This is a genomic window from Arthrobacter sp. AG367 (genome assembly GCF_007828995.1).
In the GTDB taxonomy this organism is placed as follows: domain Bacteria; phylum Actinomycetota; class Actinomycetes; order Actinomycetales; family Micrococcaceae; genus Arthrobacter.
The window spans coordinates 89,306-109,713 of the sequence record NZ_VIVE01000002.1 but is presented as its reverse complement, the minus strand read 5'-3'; the positions used below and the strand labels follow the sequence as shown (position 1 = coordinate 109,713).

15 protein-coding genes and 1 tRNA gene are annotated in these 20,408 nt (G+C 67.0%); 10 read left to right on the top strand and 6 right to left on the bottom strand.

The window, feature by feature from the left end; genetic code table 11:
- Positions 1 to 40: 40 nt before the first annotated feature.
- On the top strand, positions 41 to 1,771 hold the full coding sequence (locus tag FB478_RS07545; RefSeq protein ID WP_144600102.1) for a CAP domain-containing protein: 1,731 nt from the start codon (positions 41 to 43) through the stop codon (positions 1,769 to 1,771).
- Between the two features lie 21 nt (positions 1,772 to 1,792).
- On the opposite strand, the gene FB478_RS07540 is transcribed toward FB478_RS07545, so the two are convergent.
- Positions 1,793 to 2,254, bottom strand: a complete 462-nt coding sequence (locus tag FB478_RS07540) for an SRPBCC family protein (protein ID WP_144600101.1) — start codon at positions 2,252 to 2,254, stop codon at positions 1,793 to 1,795.
- Between the two features lie 239 nt (positions 2,255 to 2,493).
- On the opposite strand from FB478_RS07540, the gene FB478_RS07535 reads away from it, so the two are divergent.
- The 3 genes from FB478_RS07535 to FB478_RS07530 all read left to right on the top strand — a co-directional run bounded on the left by FB478_RS07535 (position 2,494) and on the right by FB478_RS07530 (position 3,987).
- A tRNA-Gly gene (locus tag FB478_RS07535) sits at positions 2,494 to 2,564 on the top strand.
- Between the two features lie 104 nt (positions 2,565 to 2,668).
- Positions 2,669 to 2,809: a hypothetical protein gene (locus FB478_RS21095; protein WP_018769964.1), complete on the top strand. Its 141-nt coding sequence runs from the start codon at positions 2,669 to 2,671 to the stop codon at positions 2,807 to 2,809.
- Positions 2,806 to 3,987 (top strand): N(5)-(carboxyethyl)ornithine synthase, encoded by a 1,182-nt coding sequence (locus tag FB478_RS07530; protein ID WP_144600100.1) that lies wholly within the window; start codon positions 2,806 to 2,808, stop codon positions 3,985 to 3,987. Before FB478_RS21095 ends, FB478_RS07530 begins: the two co-directional genes overlap by 4 nt.
- Here the strand turns inward: FB478_RS07530 and FB478_RS07525 are convergent.
- Positions 3,984 to 5,363: an MFS transporter gene (locus tag FB478_RS07525; protein ID WP_144600099.1), complete on the bottom strand. Its 1,380-nt coding sequence runs from the start codon at positions 5,361 to 5,363 to the stop codon at positions 3,984 to 3,986. The genes FB478_RS07530 and FB478_RS07525 overlap by 4 nt on opposite strands.
- A gap of 140 nt (positions 5,364 to 5,503) precedes the next feature.
- Between FB478_RS07525 and FB478_RS07520 the strand changes: the two genes are divergently transcribed.
- Together FB478_RS07520 and FB478_RS07515 are read left to right on the top strand one after the other, a co-directional pair.
- The gene (locus tag FB478_RS07520; protein ID WP_134165003.1) at positions 5,504 to 6,358 is read left to right on the top strand and encodes a LysR substrate-binding domain-containing protein; all 855 of its coding nucleotides are present in this window, start codon (positions 5,504 to 5,506) and stop codon (positions 6,356 to 6,358) included.
- 167 nt (positions 6,359 to 6,525) lie between these two features.
- On the top strand, positions 6,526 to 6,840 hold the full coding sequence (locus tag FB478_RS07515; protein ID WP_134165002.1) for a hypothetical protein: 315 nt from the start codon (positions 6,526 to 6,528) through the stop codon (positions 6,838 to 6,840).
- Positions 6,841 to 6,980: 140 nt separating this feature from the next.
- Here FB478_RS07515 and FB478_RS07510 read toward each other — a convergent pair whose 3' ends face one another.
- Complete coding sequence (locus tag FB478_RS07510) at positions 6,981 to 10,487, bottom strand: bifunctional proline dehydrogenase/L-glutamate gamma-semialdehyde dehydrogenase (RefSeq protein WP_186447760.1); 3,507 nt, start codon at positions 10,485 to 10,487, stop codon at positions 6,981 to 6,983.
- 304 nt (positions 10,488 to 10,791) lie between these two features.
- Positions 10,792 to 12,255 carry an amino acid permease gene (locus FB478_RS07505; RefSeq protein WP_026265879.1) on the bottom strand — a complete coding sequence of 488 codons (1,464 nt, stop codon included), beginning with the start codon at positions 12,253 to 12,255 and terminating at the stop codon, positions 10,792 to 10,794.
- 155 nt (positions 12,256 to 12,410) lie between these two features.
- On the opposite strand from FB478_RS07505, the gene FB478_RS07500 reads away from it, so the two are divergent.
- The 4 genes from FB478_RS07500 to FB478_RS07485 all read left to right on the top strand — a co-directional run bounded on the left by FB478_RS07500 (position 12,411) and on the right by FB478_RS07485 (position 16,082).
- The gene (locus FB478_RS07500) at positions 12,411 to 13,325 is read left to right on the top strand and encodes a LysR substrate-binding domain-containing protein (protein WP_018769957.1); all 915 of its coding nucleotides are present in this window, start codon (positions 12,411 to 12,413) and stop codon (positions 13,323 to 13,325) included.
- Positions 13,326 to 13,490: 165 nt separating this feature from the next.
- A complete protein-coding gene (panD, locus tag FB478_RS07495; protein WP_026265878.1) occupies positions 13,491 to 13,916 on the top strand; it encodes an aspartate 1-decarboxylase in 426 nt (141 codons plus the stop codon).
- A 51-nt stretch (positions 13,917 to 13,967) separates the two neighbouring features.
- Positions 13,968 to 14,894, top strand: coding sequence for an AEC family transporter (locus tag FB478_RS07490; RefSeq protein ID WP_056391946.1), 927 nt, complete (start codon positions 13,968 to 13,970; stop codon positions 14,892 to 14,894).
- Between the two features lie 42 nt (positions 14,895 to 14,936).
- Entirely contained in the window at positions 14,937 to 16,082 is a 1,146-nt protein-coding gene (locus FB478_RS07485; protein WP_144600098.1) for an FAD-dependent oxidoreductase, read from the top strand.
- Positions 16,083 to 16,119: 37 nt separating this feature from the next.
- Here the strand turns inward: FB478_RS07485 and FB478_RS07480 are convergent, their stop codons facing one another.
- Together FB478_RS07480 and FB478_RS07475 are read right to left on the bottom strand one after the other, a co-directional pair.
- A complete protein-coding gene (locus FB478_RS07480) occupies positions 16,120 to 17,622 on the bottom strand; it encodes an MFS transporter (protein WP_144600097.1) in 1,503 nt (500 codons plus the stop codon).
- Positions 17,623 to 17,686: 64 nt separating this feature from the next.
- Positions 17,687 to 20,317, bottom strand: a complete 2,631-nt coding sequence (locus tag FB478_RS07475; RefSeq protein ID WP_186447759.1) for a trehalase-like domain-containing protein — start codon at positions 20,315 to 20,317, stop codon at positions 17,687 to 17,689.
- Positions 20,318 to 20,408 lie beyond the last annotated feature (91 nt).

Below are 20,408 nucleotides of genomic sequence, written 5' to 3'. Positions count from 1 at the left end.
CCGCCGGAATGGTCTCCCGGATGGCGTAACAGGGCTGGGGATGTTTGTGAATAAATTGGTGGCACCCTCTTTCATTGGCGTGCTCTGTGCGTGGGCACTGGTCTCTTCGTCGGCAGCAGCGCCTCCCGCGCCGCTGCCGTCCAGCCAGGCGGATTCGGCTGGCATCTCGCTGGCGGCTCCCGTGGTTCGGGGCGGAACATCCGTCGATGGTGGCGGTTCCGCAGGACGCCTCACCCCTGCCGTGGACCCGGACATCCGGGTGGCCTCGCCCCTGCCGGCGGCCACAGCCACGCCAACTGCAGCGTCCGCGCCCGTGACAGCCGCTCCTGCAACTACTGCGCTTGTGCCCTCCACGGAAACGTCACCGGTGGCATCACCAACTGCCGTTCCGGCGGAGCCCGCACCCCAGACGGTGTCCATCCCTCCGTTGTGGGCGCCGGACCAGGAACTGGCTTCGCCGCCGGCCACCCGGCTGGCCACCCCTGAGTCCGGCACCGCGCTTCCCTCCACGGAGGCACTGGTCCCGGACTCGAATGCTGCAGCCATCCTCACCGTGTTCACCAGGATCAACGAATACCGGGTGGCCAACGGCCTGAACAAGGTCAAGTACCACCCCACGGTGGCCGGCATGTCGCAGGAATGGTCGGACAGCATCGCCGGCCGTGACGTGATCGAGCACCGGGCAAGTTTCTGGACCGATCCCCGCGCCCTCAGCCCCAACAACGGCGCCGGCGAGGTGATCGCCATCCGTACCGACCGCGACGCCGCCCAGCTGGTGGAATGGTGGAAGGGATCGCCGGGCCACAACGCCATGCTCCTCGATCCACGGTTCAACGTGATGGGTGCCGGCATTTCCTACACCAACTCCACCTACCAGATCTGGGGCGTGGTGAACTTCTTCGGCTACACCACGCTGCCGGCGGGGACCCTGGATTCCCCGGGCGGCCCGGGATCAGGGGACGCTTTCCCGCCGCCGGCGCCTAGCCTGTGCGATGCACCCGCCAAGCACATGCCGCCCACGCTTAATCTCGCCGCCGCCGCGATCACAGGCCCGGCCGACATCGTGTCCGTCGACTCCGCAGGGCAGCTGCTGGACAGGGCATCCACCGGACCCCGCACCTATGCTCCGGCCAGGGTGATCGGCTCAGGGTTCAGCGGAGCGAAGGAAGTCTTTGTCACGGACTGGGACCGTGACGGCACATATGACGTCCTCACCCAGTGGACCGGCGGCGACCTCACACTGCACCGGGGCATCGCCGGGGGTGGGTTCCAGGCCGCCATCACTCTCGGTAAGGGCGGCTGGAACACGCTGACCCTGGCCGTGGGCGGCTGGTGCGCCAACAACCGGATGCCCCAGATCCTGGCCCTGGACGGGGCCGGGAACCTGTTCCTCTACGCCAACAAGGGCACCGGCGACATCGCGGAGCGGGCCACCGTTGCCACCGGTGTTTACGCTTCCCGGCTTTCGATGGTGGACTATGACGCCGATGGCTTCCAGGACGTGCTGGCGCTGAAAGCGGACGGCAGCGTGCAGCTCTACCGCGGGTGGGGCACCACCGCACTCCGTGCAGAGACGCGGCCCACCGTGGCCACCGGCTGGACGGAGGTTACGGGAATCCGGGCGCTGCGCAACGTCACTGGGCTGTACTCCACGGGCGTGGCGCTCCGCCGCGCCAACGACACCGTGCAGTACTGGGACCTGACCGCGGGAAGCCTTGCCTCGCCGTCGAACCTTGCCGGACCCTGGACCGGGCAGCGGCTGGCCCAGTAGGCCGGGACTGCCGGCATGGGCTCAGATGGCCGGTTGGAGCTCCAGCACGTGCTTCAGCCGGTCCAGTTGGGCCACATCCGCGCTGACACGGCGCTGCAGCATACCGTCCAGGAAGCCGAACCTGCTGAAGAAACCGAGGCGCCCCTCGCGTTTGGCTTCCATGGCGAACCGGACCCGGGTCCCCGCGTCTTCGGTGCTCAGGTAATAGCCGCCCCAGCGGGTTGCCGGCCCGGACACAACGTGGAACTGGATTTCTGCGCCGGGGCGCACGTTGGTGATTTCCAGGTCCGCGGGAATGCTCAGGCCCGAACGGCCCGCCACCATTTTCCGGTAGACAGCCCCCGCGGCCTCGGCCGGCCCCTGCACGAGCTTCACGCTGCGGACATCGTTGCGCCAGGGGGGAAGATTGGTGGCGTCGAGGAGGTACTGGTAGACGGCCATGGCGTCGCGTTCTATGAGGACCTCGTACTCTGCGATTGCCATGAAGATAGTTCCTGTGGTTGACGTGGGCTGCCGCAATAGCTGCCTCCCCCAACGCGGCCGCTACCCGGATCAGGTTAGCCAGCGCCCGGCGCCCAGACCCAGCCGACAGCGCCGACGTTATTGAAGAGTTACTGGATGACGTCCCGCGTTCAGGACACGGAACCCGCACAGCTTCGGGGTTGGCGGGGAGCCCGCAGATCTGCGCTAAGCTAAGTTCTGCCCCGCGCGAGTGGCGGCATGCGGCTGTAGCTCAATGGTAGAGCGCTAGCTTCCCAAGCTTGATACGCGGGTTCGATTCCCGTCAGCCGCTCTGTTTTCCCTCTTCCCACAGCTTTGCAACCCCCGGCGCGTATTAGGTACAGGGGTGTAGGGTCGGTAGTCAGGAACCTTTTCGGTTCCGCTACAGGAGCAATCATGGCTGACAAGTCCCCGCGTCAAACGGCATCAAAAAAGTCCGGCAAGTCCCTCAAGGAAAAGCGCGCAGACAAGAAGGCCGCCGCTGCGCCGGCCAGCTCCCTGGACATCACATCCAGCAAGGCCGCTAAGAAGAAGTGACAGGCCAACAGGCCCAGCTGAGCCTGGGCGTCCTGGCCACTACGCGGAAACCGGACGAGCGCCGGGTTCCCATCCATCCCCTGCATTTTGAGCGGATCGACCCCGAACTCCGCGGACGCATCATCCTGGAACAGGGCTACGGCGAGCGCTTCGGTGTTCCGGACAGCCACCTCTCCACCTTGGTGGGAAGAATGGCGGACAGGGAAGAACTGCTGGCCGCGGCCGACGTCGTGCTCCTGCCCAAACCCCAGCCGGAAGACCTTGCCGACATGCGCGATGGGCAGGTCCTCTGGGGGTGGCCGCACTGCGTCCAGGACCGTGCCATCACCCAACTCGCCATTGACAAGAAGCTCACCCTCATCGCCTTTGAGGCGATGAACCACTGGGCCAGCGACGGCGGGTTCGGCCTGCACGTGTTCCACAAGAACAACGAACTTGCCGGCTACTGTTCGGTCCTGCACGCCCTGGCCCTGACCGGTTCCACCGGGGACTACGGGCGCCGCCTCAGTGCCGTGGTGATCGGTTTCGGCGCCACCGCCCGCGGGGCTGTGACGGCACTGAACGCGCACGGCGTCCACGACGTCCAGGTGCTCACCAACCGCGGTGTGGCTGCGGTGGGTGCCCCTATCCATTCGGTGAACATCGTGCAGTTCGACCACGACGCCGAGGCCCCCTTCCTGAGCCAGGTCATCACCGAGCGGGGCCGGGTTCCGCTGGCCCCGTTCCTCGCCGAAAGCGACATCGTGGTCAACTGCACGCTGCAGGACCCCAACAACCCGCTGACGTACCTGCGGCCAGAGGACCTGGCGGGATTCCGCCCGGGCAGCCTCATCATCGATGTCTCCTGTGATGAGGGCATGGGATTCAGCTGGGCCCGCTCCACTACGTTTGCCGATCCGATGTTTACGGTCGGGGACCACATCAACTACTACGCGGTGGACCACAGCCCCTCCTACCTCTGGAACTCCTCCAGCTGGGAGATCAGCCAGGCCCTGCAGCCGTTCCTCGAAACCGTGATGGCCGGTCCTGACGCCTGGGAAGGCAATGACACCATCGCGCGGGCCATCGAGATCCGTGACGGGGTCATCCGCAATGAAGCCGTGCTCCAGTTCCAGGAGCGCTCCCCGGAGTATCCGCACCAGGTTCTTCACGTGGCGGACCGGCTGGCGCAGTCCTAGGCACCTGCGTGGCGGCTGACGATCCTCACCGGGTGGCCGCCTTTCAGGTCCATCCGGAGCTTCAATCCACCCTTGCGCGCCAGGACCACCGCCACCGTCATGGCCGCCAGCGCGGGAACACCGCCGGATACCAGCAGGGCAACGTGGGGATCGGCATGTTCGGCGATCCAGCCCAGCATGGGGCCGCCCAGCGCCTGGCCCCCGATCAGCACCATGATGTACAGGCTCATCACGCGGCCGCGGATGGCCATGTTGGAACTGACCTGCACCAGCTGGTTTGAGCCGGTAAGGAACATCAGGCACCAGAACCCGGACAGGACCATCACGGCCCCGAACCACACCATGGACGGGGCGAGGGTTGCGAGGCAGAGCATCAGGCCATACATCCCCGCGCAGAACACCACGGACCGCAGGCGGAGCTGCCGACGGCGGGTGGACGCCACGGCGCCGGACAGGGCACCCAGTGCCACCAGGGCGTTGAGGAGTCCGTACCCGCCGGCGCCCACCTGGAAGATGTGGTCCGCGTAGGCGGCAAGCAGCACCGGCAGGCTCATGGCGAAGACCGAGATGAACCCCGCCATGAGCCACGGCCAGTAGATGGTGGGCTTGCTCAGCGCGTAGCGCAGCCCTTCCCGGAGCATGCCCTTGCTCTTGGGCGTCGGGGCGCTGACGTACAGCTGGTCCTTGCGCAGGAGCAGGAGCATGGTCACCGTTGAGCAGCAGGCCAGGGCGTTCGCCGCGAACGCCCAGCCCGCCCCTACTGCCGTCAGGAGCAGGCCCGCGATCGCAGGGCCGATCAGCCCGCCCAGCTGGAAGGTGGTGGAGTTGACGCTGATGGCGTTCCGCAGATACCTGGGGCCGACGAGTTCATTGACGAACACCTGCCGTGCGGGCTGGTCAAGGACGGTCACCAGGCCCAGGACGCAGGCGATGACATAGACATGCCAGACCATGATGACGCCGGTGAGCGCCAGCAGGGCCAGTGATGCAGCCAGGATGGCGGCCATAGCCTGGCACAGGATGAGGATTTTCCGCTTGGCGAACCGGTCGGCGATCATGCCGCCCCACGGGCCAAGCAGCAGGGAGGGCATGAACTGCAGGGCCACCGTGAATCCGACGGCCGTCACCGATCCCGAGAGCTGCAGCACCAGCCAGTCCTGGGCGATGCGCTGCATCCAGATGGCAATGACGGCGATGAAGTGGCCCACGGCGAAGATCCGGAAGTTGGGCACTTTCAACGAGATGAAGGTGTGCTTCCAGGGGAGCTTTTCGGCGACGACGGCGAGCGGCTGGGTCTGGTTGTCCGGCGGCGGTGTGCCCGCGGCGTCGATGACTGGCTGGGAGACGGAGGCCGACGAAGGCGGTGGGGGTGCCACAGGAGTGTCCTCAAATTGCGGGCGGTCTGGGATGTCCTTAACGCTAGGCTGGCGGAGCAGATTATGGAGGCGTATGGTCCCTATAACTCGTATTGCGAAACGCAATAACCCATCCAGAGCGGAAGGCCCGGGAACCCACAATGTTTGAACCAGCCCAGCTGCGTTCCTTCCTCGCGGTGGCGGACACCCTGAGTTTCACCAAGGCCGCCGAGCGCCTGGGCCTGGCCCAGCCCACCATCAGCCAGCACATCCGAAAACTTGAAGCGGCCGCCAAACGCAGCCTGATTGCCCGGGATACCCGGGACGTCAGGCTCACGGACAACGGCGACGCCATGGCGGGTTTTGCCCGCAACATCCTGTCCGCGCACGACGCCGCCGCGCGCTACTTCTCCGGCTCGGCAATGCGCGGCCGCCTGAGGTTCGGCACCGCGGACGACCTCGCCATCACCGGGCTGCCCCGGATCCTGCGTGAATTCCGGCAGATCTACCCGCAGATCAACCTGGAACTGACCGTTGGGCAAAGCGACCAGCTGTACCGGAAGCTCAACGCCGGACAGCTGGACCTGGTGTTCGTGAAATGGGTGGCCGGCGCAAAGGACGGCACCGTGGTCCAGCACGATTCCTTCTCCTGGGTGGGGCTGGAGCAGACGGTGCTGGAGCCTGGAACGCCCGTGCCCCTGATCGCCTACCCGGCCCCCAGCCTCAGCCGGAAGCTGGCCATCGATGCGCTGGAAGCCCATGGCAGGACCTGGCGGATCACCTGCACCACCCGCCAGATCAGCGGCGTGCTTGCGGCAGTCCGGGCCGGCATCGGCGTGGCCGTGATGCCGACGTCGCTGGTGCCCGAGGACCTGAAAATCATCACGCGCCGGTTCGATCTTCCCGCCGTGGGGGATGTGGATTTCACGCTGATCCGCAACCCGTTGGCCAACGCCGAGGTGATCGACGCCCTCACCCAATCGATCGTCGGCCGGACCATTAACCGCCAAACTTAACTCCCTAGCGGCACAAATTCCTGCATTTAGGGGAGTTAGGGGCCCGTGTCCATTGATAGGGGAGGTGCCATCCCCTATGCTCAATTACCAAGGTCAAGCAGCAGGCCGGTTCACTAAAACAAGCGCGCATCCGCATCCCGGAAAGCCGCGCTTGGGACAGGCAGCCAATGACGACAGCCAGGAACATCCATCTCGGTTCTGCACATGCGCGCCCGTACAACACCGCACGGCCGTCCACCCGCCAGAACACCCTCGGAACCGGACACGCCTCCGTGGACTCCGGCTACGTGGGAAAACCCACCTGCGACAAATGCCGTACCGACGAGTTCGTCTACCTCGAATCGTACATTCCGCCCACCTACCGGCGTGACGGAAGCGTAGCCACCCTCGGCGAAGTGGCGTACACCTGCACCCGCTGCGAGGAATTCTCGGCCCACAGCGTCCCGGCCACCTGGACACCACCGGGCTGGTATCTGGGCTAAAGAGGCCGGCTAAGCACACTGCTCTAAAGAGGCAAGGCCCTAAAGAGACACGGCCGGGCAGCCACCGTTCGGTGGCTGCCCGGCCATTCCTTGCGCCTGGCACCGGCGCGCGGGTTTCAAGGGATCAGAGCCTCAATGGCTCAGATCAGTGCGTCCGACAGGTGGTTCGGGGTGCCGAACCGGTGTGCCGTGATGCTGACGGCCTGCTCGTGCAGGAACGGAAGCAGTTCCACGCGCCCGGCCTCTGTGACGGCGTGGGCATAGATGGCCACGTCGGGCCGGCCGCCGGTCGCATCGGCGAGCGCGGAAGCGTCGCCGCCGATCAGGCGGATGCGCGCACCAGACAGTTTGCCCGCGGAGGCGAGGCCTGCCGCCGAAGCCAGCCAGCCGGCGTCGGACTCCACCACTACGTCGATATCAAGGGCGGTGAGCACGGAGCGCAGCTGGGCGGGAAGTTCGACGGCGGTGGACACGGTGACTGCCGAACCCGCCAGCACGCCGGCCGCCACAGTCCGGACGAGGTGCGCCAGCGGCGCGCCTTCGGAGAGCCGGACAGTGACCGGCAGGCTCCGGTAGCGGAAGATGTTGCGCTCGGCGCTGAGTCCGGAGACGTCCTTGGCGGTGCCGAACTCCTCGGCCCACGCTTCGGCGTCGGAGGCCAGGGCGCGCTGGACGGACTCGAGCTCGGCGGGCTGCAGGGCGGGGCCGGCGGCGTTGACGATGCGCCGCACGCCGGGGTGGGTGACAGCGGCATTCGCCGAGGCCGTGCCCGGCGCCCAATCGCCGAGCCCGGCCAGGTAGTTGGGGCCGCCGGCCTTGGTTCCGGCGCCGACGGCGGACTTCTTCCAGCCGCCGAACGGCTGGCGCTGCACGATCGCGCCGGTGATGCCGCGGTTCACATAGAGGTTGCCGGCCTGGATGGTGTCCAGCCAGATGCCCAGCTCCTCGGAGTTCAGCGAGTGCAGGCCTGCGGTGAGGCCGTACTCGATCTGGTTCTGGATGCCGATGGCCTCTTCCAGCGTGTCAGCGGTCATCACACCCAGGACCGGGCCGAAGAACTCGGTCAGGTGGAAGTAGGAGCCGCGCTTGACGCCGTACCGCACGCCGGGGCTCCACAGCCGCCCGGTGTCATCCAGCTTCCGCGGTTCCACGGCCCAGTTCTCGCCGTCGCCCAGGGTGGTCAGGGCGTTGAGGAGTTTGCCGTTGGCGGGCTCGATGATGGGGCCCATCTGGCTGGTGGGGTCCTGCGGGTAGCCCACCTTCAGGGACGTCACGGCGTCAATCAGCTGGTTGTGGAAGCGCTTGGACTTGGCAACCGAGCCCACAAGGATCACCAGCGAGGCCGCGGAGCACTTCTGGCCGGCATGGCCGAACGCGGAGTAGGCCACATCCTTGGCCGCCAGGTCCAGGTCCGCGCTGGGCGTGACGATGATGGCATTCTTGCCGCTCGTTTCAGCAAGCAGCGGCAAGTCCTTGCGGAAGGAACGGAACAGCTCGGCGGTTTCGTAGCCGCCGGTGAGGATCACGCGGTCCACGGACGGGTGGCTGATCAGCTGCCGGCCCAGTTCCCGCTCCCCCAGCTGCACCATGGTCAGCACGCCCTTGGGCACGCCGGCTTCCCACAGGGCTTCGATCATCACGGCGCCGCTGCGTGCGGCCTGCTTGGCAGGCTTGATGACGACGGCGGAGCCGGCGGCGAGTGCCGCGAGGGTGGACCCTGCGGGGATGGCGACCGGGAAGTTCCAGGGCGGCGTGACAACGGTGAGCTTGGCTGGGACGAACGTGGCGCCGTTGACCGTGTCCAGCTTCCGCGCGGACTCGGCGTAGTAGTGGGCGAAGTCCACGGCTTCGCTGACCTCGGGGTCGCCCTGGTCGATCGTCTTGCCAGTCTCGCTGGCCATGACCTCCAGGAGGTCGGCCCGGCGGGCTTCCAGAATCTCTCCGGCCCGGTGCAGGATCTCGGCGCGTTCGTTGCCGGAGAGTTCTCCCCAGGCCTTGCCCTTTTCCACGGCGTTGGCGATGGCCGCGTTGAGGGTTGCTTCATCGTTGATGAACGCGGCCTTGACCGAAGCGTTGCCCAGGGTGGAGGCCGGGACGCGTTCCAGGATGGCGCGGCCCCAGGTGCGGTTGGCCGGCAGCGCGGGATCGGTGTCCGGGGTGTTCTTGAAACCGGCGTGCGGCATGGGCTCCGGCGGGAGGTTGCGGTCCTGGCGGCGGTTGGGCAGCGGCACGCTGTTGTCCAGGGCGTCGAGCGAGGACAGGAAGCGCTGCTTTTCGCGCTCGAAGAGGCCTTCGTTCTCGCTGAGTTCGAAGACGGCGGACATGAAGTTTTCCTGGCTGGCGCCTTCTTCCAGGCGGCGGATCAGGTAGGCGATGGCGACGTCGAACTCGGAGGGGTGCACCACGGGGGTGTAGAGCAGCAGGGAGCCCACGTCCTTCTTGACGGCCTCTGCCTGGCCCTGCGCCATGCCCAGCAGCATCTCGAACTCGATGCCGGACTCCACGCCGCGCTGCTTGGCCAGGAGCCAGGCGAAGGCGATGTCGAACAGGTTGTGGCCGGCCACGCCGATTCTGATGTTCTGGATCCGGTCCGGGTGCAGCGCGTAGTTGATGACCCGCTTGTAGCTGGTGTCCGAGTCCTGCTTGGTGCCCCAGGTGGCCAGCGGCCAGTCATGCAGGGAGGCCTCCACCTGCTCCATGGGCAGGTTGGCACCCTTGACCACGCGGACCTTGATGCCCGCGCCGCCCTTGGCGCGGCGCTCGGCGGCCCAGTCCTGCAGGCGGATCATGGCGGAGAGTGCGTCCGGGAGGTAGGCCTGGAGCACGATGCCGGCTTCGAGGTCCTTGAACTCGGGCTTGTCCAGGATCCTGGTGAAGACCGCGATGGTCATGTCCAGGTCCTTGTACTCCTCCATGTCCAGGTTGATGAACTTGGCCTTCTTTCCCGGGCCGGCGAAGGAGTTTGCGCGCTGGAAGAGCGGGGTGAGCTTTTCGACGACGTGTTCCACGGCTTCATCAAACGCCCAGGCGGAGTGCGGGGCCACGGTGGAGGAGACCTTGATGGAAACGTAGTCGACGTCGGGGCGGGCCAGCAGCGTGTGCGTGCCCTCGAGCCGGCGGGACGCCTCGTGCTCCCCCAGGACTGCCTCGCCGAGGAGGTTGACGTTGAGCTTGATGCCGTCCTTGCGGATCTTGGCGATGGCCGGGCCCAGCTTGGCGTCGGTGGCGTCAACGATCAGGTGGCCCACCATTTCACGGAGTACCCTGCGGGCGATGGGGATGACCACCTGCGGCATGACGGGGGCCATGGTGCCGCCGAGGGCCACGGCGCTGCGCATGTACCAGGGCAGGAAGGCCGGGACCTTGGGGGCGAGCTTGGCCAGGTTGCGGGCCGCCACGTTCAGGTCCTCGGGACGGACCACGCCGTCCACGAAGCCCACGGTGAACTCCAGGCCGTTGGGGTCCTTCAGCACGCCGGCCAACTGCTCGGCGGAGGCGTCCACGGGGACCTTGGAGGCCTCGGTGAGCCAGCGGCGGACCAAGGCGACTGACTCATTGGCGAGGGCCTTTGCCTGGGGGACGTCGACGTCGACGGTCAGCGGTGCGGTACCGGCTGAAGTTGCTGGTTCCATTGCAACGTGGGTCATGATTTTTCCCGATCTTTCTTGCCGTGGGAGAAGGTCTTTCCATCAGTATGAGCTTCTGCTCACATAAGATAAAGCGATCTTTTCCAACTAATACAGGTTAGGAAAACCGATGATTTGCCGCCCTGGTTCCGCCCCCGCACGCCCGCTCACCTTTGACGCCCGAAACCTCAACGCCCGCTCACTTCCGGCAACAAACAGCGAACCCCCGCTCACTGGGTGAGCGGGGGTTCGCTGCGGGACGCCCATAAGTGAGCGGGGGTTCCCGGAAAACCCGCCGGATGTGAGCGGGCGTCCCGGAGGAGGGTTAGGCGAGGGGGCGGTGCAGCTCCACGAGCTCCTCATGGCGCGGGCTGTTGGGGTTCATCAGCGAGTGCTTGCGGCCGTAGCCGAAGTAGATGGCCAGGCCGATGATCAGCCACACCACGAACCGCAGCCAGGTCTCCCAGTGCAGCTGCAGCATCAGGAAGGCCGAGGCAAGGACGCCGAAGGCCGGAACCAGGGGCATCAGCGGCAGGCGGAACGTGCGTGGGGCGTCGGGGCGCTTGTAGCGGAAGATGATCACGGACAGGCAGACGACGACGAACGCGGCCAGGATGCCGATGTTGGTCAGGTCAGCGACCGCCTTGATGGGGAACACGCCGGCAAGGAAAGCGGACGCGATGCCGCCGATCCAGGTGACGCGCTGCGGGGTGCCGTGGCGGTCGGTCTTGGAGAACCAGCCGGGGAGCAGGCCGTCGCGGCTCATGGAGAACCAGACGCGGGTAACGCCCAGGAGGAACGTCAGCATCACGGTGAGGATGGACAGCACGGCGAACACAGAGATGATGGTGGCGATGACCGGGAGCCCCACGGAGGTGAAGGCCGAGGCGAAGCCCGCCTTGGGGTCGATGTCCTTGTAGTTCTGCATGCCGGTGAGGACCAGGGTGGCGGCAACGTAAAGCAGCATGGCGATGATGAGCGAAAGCACGATGGCCTTGGGCATGTGCTTCTTGCCGTCCTTGGCTTCCTCTGCCGCGGTGCTCATGGCGTCGTAGCCGAACACGGCGAAGAAGACTGTGGCGGAGCCTGCCACCACGGGACCGAAGCCGCTGGGCATGAACGGGTTGTAGTTGTTGGTGTCGATGTAGAAGATGCCCAGCCCGATGATGAAGAGGATCAGGATGACCTTGATGGCCACGGCCACGAGTTCGAACCGGCCGAACGCCTTGGTGCCGCGGGAGAGGATCCAGGTCACCAGCAGGCAGACCAGGATGGCGGGAATGTTGACGATGCCGCCCTTGCCCTCGTCTGCGGTGGAGGTCATCCAGGTGGGCAAATGGATGCCGATGCCGGCGAGGAAGGCGTCAAGGTAGCCGGAGATGCCGATGGCCACCACCGCCACAATGGCAATGTATTCCAGCAGCAGGTCCCAGCCGATGAACCAGCCGATCACCTCGCCGAGCGCTACGTAGCCATAGGTGTAGGCGGAGCCGGCGCGCGGGATCATGCCCGCGAACTCCGCGTAGGACAGGGCTGCGGCCGCTGAGGCCAGGCCTGCGATCAGGAAGGAAATCAGTACCGCGGGCCCCACCCCGGGTGTTCCTTCGCTGCCGGCGGCCACCAGTCCCGCGAGGGAAAAGATGCCGACGCCGATGATTCCGCCAACGCCGATGGCGGTGAGCTGCCACAGGCCAAGGGACTTGAACAGTCCGCTGTGCTTGTTTTCTTCTTCGATGTCATCAATTGGCTTGCGCCGCATGATCGATTGGCTCATATCTTTACTGCTCATCAGGAACTCCTGCTTGGGGTGCGACCCCGCCGCGGCACGCCAAGGAAACTGGCTGTGACGGGGGTAACTCGGTTTCAACAGTATGCGTGCGCGGTTGCGTTAGATAAAGTGACTACTTCTAACCTATATTCATTAGTTTCAGTTAGGAATCCATCATGCTTGACGTCCGCAGGCTTCGGCTGCTCCGCGAGTTAAGCATCCGGGGGACGCTGGCAGAGGTGGCTGAGGCACTGCAGTACAGCCCGTCGTCGGTATCCCAGCAGCTGGCCCTGCTGGAGAAGGAAGTGGGCGTGGAACTGCTCCGGAAGACCGGGCGGCGGGTGCAGCTGACACCCCAGGCGGAGGTGCTTGTGGCGCACACGGCGCAGCTGCTGGAAACCATGGAGCAGGCCGAAGCGGACCTGGCCGCGTCCCTGACCACAGTCACGGGGACGGTGCGGATTGCCGTGTTCCAGTCCGCGGCGCTGGCCCTGATGCCGGACACCCTCACCCGCATGGCCACCGCCTACCCCGAGGTCCGGATCGAGATGATCCAGCGCGAGCCCGAGACCGCGCTGCATGAGACATGGGCGCGGGACTTCGACCTGGTGATCGCCGAGCAATACCCCGGGCACGCCGCCCCGCGCTATCCGGAGCTGGACCGGGTAAAGCTGACCACCGACGCCATCCGGCTGGCGGTCCCCCCGGCGTCCGACGGCGGCCCGGCCATTCGCGGAATCGAGGACACGGCGCACCTCGCCTGGGTCATGGAACCGAGGGGTGCCGCATCGCGCCATTGGGCGGAACAGGCCTGCCGCAGCGCCGGCTTCGAGCCCGATGTCCGCTTTGAGACCGCAGACCTGCAGGCCCAGGCACGCCTGATCGAGTCCGGCAATGCCGTCGCCCTGATGCCGGACCTGGTGTGGACCGGCCGCGGCACCACGGCCCAGCTGCTGGAGCTTCCCGGCAAGCCGCACCGCACCATCTTCACCTCGGTCCGCCGCTCCAGCGCCCAGCGCCCGGCCATCCTGGCCGCCCGGGAGACCCTGGCTGCGGCCGCCGCCGCAGTGGCAAGGGACGACGCCGGGTGACCGGCCGCCGTCGTGCGCACCCTTCCCTGCGCCGCCGCACAGCACGTCGTTGCGCAGGCGCACCCTGCGCAGCGATCCCCGGCATCACTGCGCAGCAGCGTACGTGACTCTTGTGTTTCCTGCGTCACTGCGGGCAGAAGGCCGCAGGTCTAGACTGGAGCCGTTATGAATCGAACAATGTTCAAGTCCAAAATCCACCGGGCCACCGTCACGCACGCCGACCTGCACTACGTTGGGTCGGTCACTGTGGACCTTGACCTGCTCGAGGCCGCCGACATCCTCCCCGGCGAGCTGGTGTCCATTGTGGATGTCACCAACGGCGCGCGGCTTGAGACCTACACCATCGCCGGCGAGCGCGGCTCCGGCGTGATCGGCATCAATGGTGCAGCGGCGCATCTCATGCACGAGAACGACATTGTCATCCTCATCACCTATGCCCAGATGACCACCGAAGAGGCCAAGGCCTACGAGCCCCGCGTGGTCCATGTGGATGAAAACAACCGGATGATCCAGCTGGGCAACGATCCCGCAGAGGGCCTCACCCCCGGGATGATGCGCCCCCCTTTCGCGCTTAACAACGCCACCCTGTAACCGGAGCGTGCAACCCGGTCCTTTACTCCACTGCGCCCAAAAGGCTGATCCTTGCTAGGGGTGCTGGCCGGGTTCTTCGTGGTCTGGTGCATCATCCTGGTGGGATGGTTCGTGGGCCGGCGGAGGATCCTGGGCGACAACGCCCGGCCCGTACTCAGCGGCCTCACCTTCTTCGTCGCCAGCCCGGCGCTGCTCTTCGAAACCCTCAGCAAGGCCCGGCTGCAGGAAGTGTTCGCCGAACCGCTGCTGGTTACCGCGGCGGCGGCCATCACCACCGCCGCCATCTTCTTCGCCGTCGCCAGGTTATGGCTGAAGCGGGCGCTCCCCGAATCGCTGATGTCAGCCATGTCAGCATCGCTGGCCAACTCGGCGAACCTGGGTATTCCCATCGCGGTATATGTCCTGGGCGACGCCAGCTACGTGGCCCCGCTGCTGATCTTCCAGCTGGCGTTCTTCACCCCGATGTTCCTGATGATCCTTGACTCGAGCACCAGCACGCACCGCACCACTGCCCTGGGCTTCTTCCTGATGATCCTGCGGAACCCCATGATTGTGGGCTCCGGCCTGGGGCTGCTGGTGGCCGGCACCGGATTCCAGGTTCCGGCGCTGGTGATGGAACCCATCCACCTCATTGGCGGCGCGGCGATTCCCGCCATGCTGATCGCTTTCGGGATGAGCCTGAACGGCACCCGCCCGCTGCAGGCCTCGGCCGGGCGGCGCGTGGACACCCTGCTGGCGAGCGGCTTCAAGCTGGTGGTCCAGCCGGCCCTTGCCTATGTTTTCGCGCGCTTCGCGCTGGGGATGGACGGCCATGCCTTGTTCGCGGTGGTGGTCACGTCGGCCCTGCCCACCGCGCAGAACGTGTTCGTGGCCGCCAGCCGGTACCAGACGGGGCTCACCGTGGCGAAGGACACCGTGCTGATCACCACCGTGGTGGCAGTGCCGGCGATGATCGGCGTCGCGCTTTTGTTGGCATAAGCCTGTAAATCTGTTGAACCGCACACCCAGCTTGGAGGGCTGATGAACACTGTTCTTGACACCGTGGTGATCGGCGGCGGCGCCATGGGCTCCGCCGCCGCGTGGGCGTTGTCCCGGCGCGGCCGGCAGGTAACGCTGGTGGAGCAGTTCGGTCCCGGGCACAGGATCGGCGCATCCCACGGGGCAACACGGAACCTGAACCCGGGCTACCACCGGCCCGAGTACGTGGACATGCTGGCCGAGGGGCTGGCCCTGTGGGACGAGCTGGAGCAGGAAAGCGGCACACAGCTGCTGGCGCGCACCGGGATCGTCAACCACGGCCCCGGCGGGGACCTCCAAAAGGTTTCGGCTGCCCTCACCGCTGCCGGGATCCGGGCCGAGTTCCTGGACCCTGCCGAGGCGCATGAACGGTGGCGCGGCATCCGCTTCGACCAGCAGGTCCTGCACATGCCCGACGGCGGCCAGCTCAACCCGGAAGCCGCGTTGCCCGCCTTCCAGCGGCTGGCCACCGCCCGGGGCGCCGAGATCAGGCACCACACCAAGGTGGTGGACTTTGTGGTGCTCGACGACGGCGTGCGGCTGACGCTCGAATCGGCTGCGGGCACCGAGGTGGTTACGGCAGCGCAGGCAGTGGTGACGGCAGGCGGCTGGACCGGGAAGCTGCTGGATATTCTCTCCGGCAACGCGTCAGGCGTGGACGCTGGCGGGATCCGCCTACCCCGGCTCCGGGTGACGCAGGAGCAGCCTGCGCATTTCCGGGTGGCGGACGCCGGCGCCGTGTGGCCCGGCTTCAACCACTATCCGGGCCTGGACTACCGGGGCTGGTACTCCCCTGTCTATGGCATGCAGACTCCGGGCGAGGGCATCAAGGCCGGCTGGCATGGGGTGGGACCCGTGGTGGACCCGGACCACCGCGACTTCCGGCCCGAACCGACGCAGCTGGCAGCGCTGCAGGACTACGCGCGGCAGTGGCTCCCCGGCGTCGACCCCGATGACCTCGAGGCCATCAGCTGCTCGTACACCACCACCCCGGACGAGGACTTCATCCTGGACCGGGTGGGGCCTGTGGTGATCGGCGCCGGCTTCTCCGGGCACGGCTTCAAGTTCACCCCCGTCATCGGACGGATCCTGGCCGACCTTGCCACCGGGGCCCGGCCCGCGCCGTCGATCTTCCGAGCCTCCCGGTAGTCATCCCCCGGCGGGCATCGCGCCAGCCGGCATTCCACTAGACGGCGCGGCCATGGCTGGAGCCGCCTTCGAGGCTGGACACGGGTTCCGGATCGACAGGTTCCTCCACAGGTTCTGCGGCAGGCTCCGCTGTTTCGGCCTTGACGGCGGGCATGGCCAGCACCGCCGCGACGGTCAGCAACCCGGCCACCAGCGCGGCCAGGAACACAGCCCCGGACGCGGCCACCACGGTGGCGGGGTCCCCCTCGCCGCCGCTGCTGCGGCCGTAGATGGCGTTGGCCACGGCACCGAACACGGCCACGCCCAGCGCACTGCCGATGGAGCGGGCAAACATGTTGGTGCTGGTCACCACGCCGCGTTCATGCCAGGGGACGCTGGACTGGGCGGCGATCAGGGTTGGCGTGGCCAGCAGGCCCAGGCCGAGCCCGACGACGAAGCAGCTGACGGCGATCAGCGCAACGTTGGGGGCGCCGGCAGTCAGCGACAGGATCAGCAGGCCCGCCACGGAAATGGCGATGCCGATCAGGGCCGTGGACTTGAAGCCGATGCGCAGGTAGAACCTGCCGGCCTGCGAAGCGCTGAGCGGCCAGCCGAGGGTCAGGGCTGCCAGGGCCAGGCCGGCCACCAGGGGCGAGGAAGACAGTGCTCCCTCCAGGAAGGTGGGCACGTAGGAGGTGAGGCCGATCATCACCGTGCCAACCCCGAAGGACACCAGGGCGGTAGTGGCCAGCAGGCGCCGCGATACCACCCAGGAGGGCAGGATGGGTTCGGCCGCGCGCCGCTCCACCAGGAGGAACGCGGCCAGCAGGACTGCGCCCACCACGAAGACGCCAATGCTGATGGGCGAATTCCAGGCCCAGGCCTGGCCGCCCTGGAGGGCGCCGAGGATCAGCAGGCCAAGGGAGCCGGCCAGGAGCACGGCACCGGCGTAGTCCACCTTGTGCTTGGCACGTTCCACGTTTTCGTGGAGCGTGCGGACCAGCATCCACCCGGCCAGCAGGCAGAGCGGGACGTTGACCAGGAAGATGCCGCGCCAGATGCCCAGCGCGGAGAAAATGCCGCCCAGGCTGGGGCCAACCACCGAGGAAACAGCCCACACGCTGGCCAGGTAGCCCTGGACCTTGGCGCGCTCCTGCAGGGTGTAGATGTCGCCCGCGATGGTGATGGACACCGGAAGCACCGCGCCGGCGCCCAGTCCCTGCAGGGCCCGGAAGGCGATCAGCGACGGCATGCTCCAGGCGAAGCCGCACAGCACGGAGCCCAGCAGGAACAGGCCAATGCCGGTCAGGATGATGGGCTTGCGGCCCGTTCTGTCCGAAAGTTTCCCGTAGATGGGTACCGTGACTGCCTGCGCCAGCAGGTAGGCGGAGAACAGCCAGGGGAAGGACGAAAAGCCGCCCACGTCACGGACGATCGACGGCACGGCCGTGGCCACGATGGTGGAGTCGATGGCCACGAGTCCCGTGGACAGCATCAGTGCGATGAGGATGGGTCCGCGTTCGGACCGGAACCCCACTCCCTGGGCGCGGGCGGTCGTCATCAGTCTCGTTTCAGTAATGTGGGTCCCTGTTACCTCCACTCTACGTACCCACGACGGGAGCCGACTATCTCCTGTCCTGGTGTTCGTCCAGCAGCCGGGCACAGCGGATGAAACCCAGGTGCGAGTAGGCCTGCGGATGGTTGCCCAGGTGGGTCTCGGTGCCGGGGTCGTATTCCTCGGGGAGCAGCCCGGTGGGGCCGAAAAGGTTCACCAGCTGGTCAAAAAGGTCCCAGGCCTCATCGATGCGGCCCACGGCCACGTACGCCTCGATCAGCCAGGTGGTGCAGATGTGGAACCCGCCCTCCAGGCCCGGCAGCCCGTCGTCGTACCTGTAGCGGAAGACCGTTGGCCCCACCCGCAGCTCCCGCTCCACGGCGGTGACGGTGTCCAGGAAACGCTGGTCCGTGACGTCCAGCAGGCCGGAGAGACCGATGTGAAGGACGGCGGCATCCAGGTCCGGGCTGTCGTAGGCAACAGTGTAGGACTTCGCGGACTCGTCCCAGCCCTCACGGAGCACTTCCGCACGGATCGTGGCTGCCGCCGGCGCCCAGGCCGGGTCCGGCTCCCGGCCGTGCCGCGCCGCGGTCCGCAGCGCGCGGTCCAGGGTCACCCAGCACATCACCTTTGAATACACGTGATGCCGTGCCGCCCGCCGGGCTTCCCAGATCCCGTGGTCCGGCTCATGCCAGCGGGCCAGGACCGCCGAGGCCATCTGGATCATCAGCTCCCAGTGGTCGTCGGCGAGCGCGCCCTCGCGTTCACTCAGCGAGTGGATGAGTTCGGCCACCGGCCCAAAGACGTCCAGCTGGACCTGGTGGTCCGCCGCGTTTCCGATCCGCACCGGACGGGAGCCCGCGTACCCGGGAAGGCTGTCGACCACGGCTTCCGTGGACAGCGGCGCGCCCGTCACCGAGTAAAGGGGGTGCAGCCATTCGGGGCCGGGTGCGTGTTCGAGGATCCGGCCCAGCCAGCCCAGGAATCCGGCTGCCTCCGCCGTGGAGCCCAGGTCCACCAGCGCATTGACGGTCATGGAGGCATCCCGCAGCCAGCAGTACCGGTAATCCCAGTTCCTGGTCCCGCCGATTCCCTCGGGCAGGGAAGTGGTGGGGGCCGCGAGTACGGCGCCCGTGGGTTCATGCACCAGGGCGCGGAGCACCAGCGCCGACCGCCGTACCAGCGAGGGCTTGACCGATGGCAGGGAAAGGTTCTGCACCCACTGCCGGGCATGGAGCGCCACCCGGGCCCGCCGTTCCGTCTCCCCGCCGGGGTCCGCGGACTGCGGTTCGGTGTCCCCGCAGCGGAGGTTGAGTACCACGGGCCCGTCCTGGAGGTTGACGGATGCCGTTGCCGTGGCATGGCGGCCGTCCGAGGTGATGCTGAACGCGGCGCCCGGCGCGAACAGGATGATGGGCTCCGAGGTGCCCAGCACATGCAGTTCCCCGCCCCGCGCCTCCATGCTGAACGGGGCGTTGGCGTAGTCCGGCCGCGGAGCAAACGTGATCCTGGCTGCGCCGTGGCCCGTCAGCACCCGGACCAGGCTGGTGATGCCTTCCGGTGCGGGCTCTAGGTAGTCGGTGACCGTGACGTCCGCCCAGCGGGTTTCGACAATCATGGTGCTGTCCACGTAGCGCTGTCCCAGCACCTGGGAGGCTTTGACCGGTTCCACCGAGAAGTGCCCGGCGGCATCGCCGCCCAAAATGTGGGCGAACAGTGAACCGGAGTCCGGCAGAGGGTGGCTCATCCAGCAGATCTTCGCGTCGGGCGTCAGCAGCGCGGTGGAGGAGCCGTTGCCGATCATCGAGTGGCGTTCAAGGCCAACCGCGTCCTCCCCGAACAGCCACGCCCGCCGCAGTTCGAAGAGGAACGCCAGGACGCGGGCGAAGGATTGGGGGTCGCGGAGGCGGTGCGGGGCTGCCGTCTCGCCCGGGCCCACGTGCAGCCCGAGGTCGGGCCCGCGCAGGGTGGCGATGGCCAGTTCGTCGCTGGCGGCGTCCCCGGCGAACATGGCCGCGCTGGCCCCCAGCCGGGACCTGAGGGTCTCCAAGGCCTCGCCCTTGGACGGTTCCACCACGGACAGGTCCAGCACGGAGCCGTCCACAATGAAGAACAGCCCGTGGGCAGCAGCGATCTGCCGGGAAATTTCCGTCACGGTCGCCGCCACGTCCGGCCGGGCCGGCCGGGTGTGCACCGAAACTGCCACCGGTTTGCGTTCGATCCAGATGCCCTCGTGGAAGCCGACGGCCTCGTTGAGGGCGGCATTGACCTTTTGCAGGACGGACTCGGTGGCCAGGGTCTGCGCGTGGGCGAACCCCATGTCCGCTTCGGCGCCGTGCGAACCGATGAGGTGCACCTCCGCGGGCAGCCGTGACACCGCTGCCAGGTCACGCAGTGAGCGGCCCGAGATGATCGCCGCATGGGTATTGGGCAGCGCTGCCAGCGCACGAAGCGCAATGGCCGCGCTGCCCAGCGGGAGCGTCTCGGTGGAGATGCCTTCGGCGTCGCACAGCGTTCCGCCGTAATTGCAGGCCACCAGGAGGCTGGGGACGCGGGCCAGCACCTTGAGTTCCGTGAGCAGGGCGGGGGTCAGCCCGTTGTCCGCCGCATCGGACTGGATGAAGGCGCGCAGCATGTCCAGCGGAAGGGACCGTGTGAGCAGCGCGGAATCCGCCACGCTCTGGTTCAATGGCGTCGGCATCCAAAACCCCTTTGAGGCAGGGCCAGGCCGGGAACACAGCCGCACGGACGGTCCGCGGGCTACCGGTTGGCGCCCCGGGGTTCCGGGTGGA

Bases quoted from the DNA above. Each gene is read 5' to 3' on its own strand.
- FB478_RS07545 (WP_144600102.1), top strand. From the start codon at position 41: ATGTTTGTGAATAAATTGGTGGCACCCTCTTTCATTGGCGTGCTCTGT.
- FB478_RS07540 (WP_144600101.1), bottom strand. From the start codon at position 2,254: ATGGCAATCGCAGAGTACGAGGTCCTCATAGAACGCGACGCCATGGCC.
- FB478_RS21095 (WP_018769964.1), top strand. From the start codon at position 2,669: ATGGCTGACAAGTCCCCGCGTCAAACGGCATCAAAAAAGTCCGGCAAG.
- FB478_RS07520 (WP_134165003.1), top strand. From the start codon at position 5,504: ATGTTTGAACCAGCCCAGCTGCGTTCCTTCCTCGCGGTGGCGGACACC.
- FB478_RS07515 (WP_134165002.1), top strand. From the start codon at position 6,526: ATGACGACAGCCAGGAACATCCATCTCGGTTCTGCACATGCGCGCCCG.
- FB478_RS07510 (WP_186447760.1), bottom strand. From the start codon at position 10,487: ATGACCCACGTTGCAATGGAACCAGCAACTTCAGCCGGTACCGCACCG.
- FB478_RS07505 (WP_026265879.1), bottom strand. From the start codon at position 12,255: ATGAGCAGTAAAGATATGAGCCAATCGATCATGCGGCGCAAGCCAATT.
- FB478_RS07500 (WP_018769957.1), top strand. From the start codon at position 12,411: ATGCTTGACGTCCGCAGGCTTCGGCTGCTCCGCGAGTTAAGCATCCGG.
- panD (WP_026265878.1), top strand. From the start codon at position 13,491: ATGAATCGAACAATGTTCAAGTCCAAAATCCACCGGGCCACCGTCACG.
- FB478_RS07485 (WP_144600098.1), top strand. From the start codon at position 14,937: ATGAACACTGTTCTTGACACCGTGGTGATCGGCGGCGGCGCCATGGGC.
- FB478_RS07480 (WP_144600097.1), bottom strand. From the start codon at position 17,622: ATGACGACCGCCCGCGCCCAGGGAGTGGGGTTCCGGTCCGAACGCGGA.
- FB478_RS07475 (WP_186447759.1), bottom strand. From the start codon at position 20,317: ATGCCGACGCCATTGAACCAGAGCGTGGCGGATTCCGCGCTGCTCACA.